The following is a 2,721-nucleotide window of genomic DNA, read 5'->3' as shown; positions in this document are numbered from 1 at the left end:
AGAGTCGGGCGCGCGATGCTCGACCTCTCGCTCCCGTCCGGCCTCCGCGACCTGCTGCCGGACCACTCGGCGCACCTGGCGGAGCTGTCCTCCAAGCTCCACGACGTGTTCTCCCGCTTCGGCTACCGGCGCGTGTTCCTGCCCACGCTGGAGCGGCTCGACGTGGTGGAGCGGGGGCTCTCGCCCGCGGCGCTCGCCGACGTGATGAAGTTCGTGGAGCCGGGCTCGGGCGAGGTGGTCGCCATCCGGCCGGACATCACCCCGCAGATCGCCCGGCTGTACGCGGCGCGCCCGGACGCGCTGCCGTCGCCGGCGCGGCTCTGCTACGACGGCCCGGTGCTCCGGGCGCGCGAGGCGCGGGCGGGCCGGCCGCGCGAGGTCTACCAGGCCGGCGTCGAGCTGCTCGGCGCGGGCGGCCCCTCCGCGGACGCCGAGGCCCTGGTGCTGCTGGCGCGGTCGCTGGAGCGGGTGGGCCTGAAGGCGCCGCGCGTCGAGGTCGGGCACGCGCGCTTCGCCGAGGCGGTGATGGAGGCGGCGCGGCTGCCGGAGCGCCTCCGGGCGGCGGCGTGGGAGGCGCTCTCGCGCAAGGACCGGGCCGCGCTCGGCGCGGCCGCGGCGAAGGGCCGCGGCAGCGGCGAGGCGCGCGAGGCGGTGCCGCAGCTCGCCGGCCTGTTCGGCGACGGCGCGCTCGACCGGGCGCGCGCCATCGCCCGCGCCGTCCCCGAGGCGGCGGCGCCGCTCGCCGAGACCGAGGCGGCGCTGCGCATCGCGCGGCGGCGCGGCGTCCGCGAGGTGGCGGTGGACCTCGGCGAGGCGCGCGGCCTCGGCTACTACACCGGCATCACCTTCGCCGGCTACGCGCCGGGCGCGGGCGCCGCGGTGGCGCGGGGCGGCCGCTACGACGGGCTGCTCGCCCGCTTCGGGCGGCCGGGGCCGGCCATCGGCTTCGCGGTGGACCTGGAGTTCGCCACCCAGGCGCTGGAGCGCGCGAACGGCCGGGGCCGCGGCGTCCGGCCGCGGCGCGCGTCCGCCCGCGGCGGTCGCGCGGGCGCACGTCCGCGCTAGCGGATCCGGGAGGCGGCTGGTAAGGTGTCGCACCTGCGCGTCCCGCCCGCGCCCGGTCCACGGGTGCGCGTGCGCGGCGCGGGACGGCAGCCGTCCCGCGTCCGGGTGGGCCCGCCGACAGGGAGAGCCAAACATGCCGAACGTGGTCGTCGTCGGAGCCCAGTGGGGCGACGAGGGCAAGGGCAAGATCGTCGATCTGCTGACCCAGTACGCCGACGTGGTGGTGCGGTTCCAGGGCGGGAACAACGCCGGGCACACGCTGGTGGTCGGGGGCGAGAAGACCGTCCTCCACCTCATCCCCTCCGGCATCCTCCACCCCGGGAAGTCCTGCGTCATCGGGAACGGCGTGGTGATCGATCCCGAGGTGCTGGTCCTCGAGATCGACCGGCTGAAGGCGAAGGGCGCGCTGAAGGACGACGGCCAGCTCGTCGTCTCGCTCGACGCCCACGTGATCATGCCGTGGCACAAGGCCATCGACGTGGCGCGCGAGCAGGCCATGGGCGAGGGCAAGATCGGCACCACCGGCCGCGGCATCGGGCCGACCTACGAGGACAAGGTGGCCCGCCGCGGGCTGCGCATCCGCGACCTGCTCGACGAGGCGCGCCTCGCCCGCAAGGTGAAGGAGCGCGCCGCGCTCGCCCGCGAGGAGCTGGCGCGCCTGGGCGCGAAGCTCGAGCTCGACGAGCCGGCGCTGGTGAAGCGCTACGCCGAGCTGGGCCGCCGCGTGGCCGGCTACGCCACCGACGTGTCCATCTGGCTGCACCGCGCGCTGCAGCAGGGCAAGTCGCTCCTGTTCGAGGGCGCCCAGGGCACCATGCTCGACGTGGACCACGGCACGTACCCGTTCGTCACCAGCTCCAACACGGTGGCCGGGAACGCGGTGGTCGGGTGCGGCCTCGGGCCCACCGCGGTGGACTACGTGCTCGGCATCTCCAAGGCCTACTCCACGCGCGTGGGCGGCGGCCCGTACCCCACCGAGCTGAAGGACGAGACCGGCGAGCGGCTGCGCAAGATCGGCGGCGAGTACGGCGCCACCACCGGCCGCCCGCGCCGCACCGGCTGGCTGGACGCGCTCGCGCTCCGCTACGCGGTGCGCGTGAACGGGCTCTCCGGCATCGCCATGACCAAGCTCGACGTCCTCACCGGCTTCGAGACGGTGAAGATCGCGGTCGGGTACCGGCTCGACGGCAAGGTCCTCGACGAGATGCCGAGCGACCCCGAGGTCATCGAGCGCTGCACGCCGGTGTACGAGGAGCTGCCCGGCTGGACCGAGAAGCTCGAGCACCTGCGCACCTGGGACGACCTGCCGCCGCGCGCACGCGCGTACGTGAAGCGGGTCGAGGAGCTCGCCGGCGTGAAGGTCGTCGGCTGCTCCGTCGGCGCCGACCGCGGCGAGACCATCCTGGTCGAGAACCCGTTCCTGGCGCGCTGAGCGCCGCCCGCAGGCGGGCGCCCCGGCTCAGGCCGCGGGCGCCCGGCTCGCATGCGCCGACTCCTCCTCCTCCCGCTGGCCGCGCTCCTCGCCGGGCTGCCCGCGCGCGCCGCCGAGCCGTCGGCGCACGCGGCGGCGCTCGACGCGCAGGGCGCGGCCCGCCGCCGGCTGGGCGACGCCGCCGGCGCGCTCGAGGCCTACCGCCAGGCGGTGCGCGCCGCGCC

2 protein-coding genes are annotated in these 2,721 nt (G+C 76.6%); both read left to right on the top strand.

Going from position 1 to position 2,721, the window contains the following annotated elements:
- Window positions 1–15: 15 nt before the first annotated feature.
- A complete protein-coding gene (gene hisZ / locus PSR1_RS22790) occupies window positions 16–1,065 on the top strand; it encodes an ATP phosphoribosyltransferase regulatory subunit (RefSeq protein ID WP_059439586.1) in 1,050 nt (349 codons plus the stop codon).
- Between the two features lie 133 nt (window positions 1,066–1,198).
- Entirely contained in the window at window positions 1,199–2,497 is a 1,299-nt protein-coding gene (locus tag PSR1_RS22785; RefSeq protein ID WP_059439585.1) for an adenylosuccinate synthase, read from the top strand.
- Window positions 2,498–2,721 lie beyond the last annotated feature (224 nt).

This window comes from Anaeromyxobacter sp. PSR-1, from assembly GCF_000964525.1.
Lineage (GTDB): Bacteria > Myxococcota > Myxococcia > Myxococcales > Anaeromyxobacteraceae > Anaeromyxobacter.
Note: the sequence above shows the minus strand (reverse complement) of the source record. Positions and strands in the feature narration are given on the sequence as shown.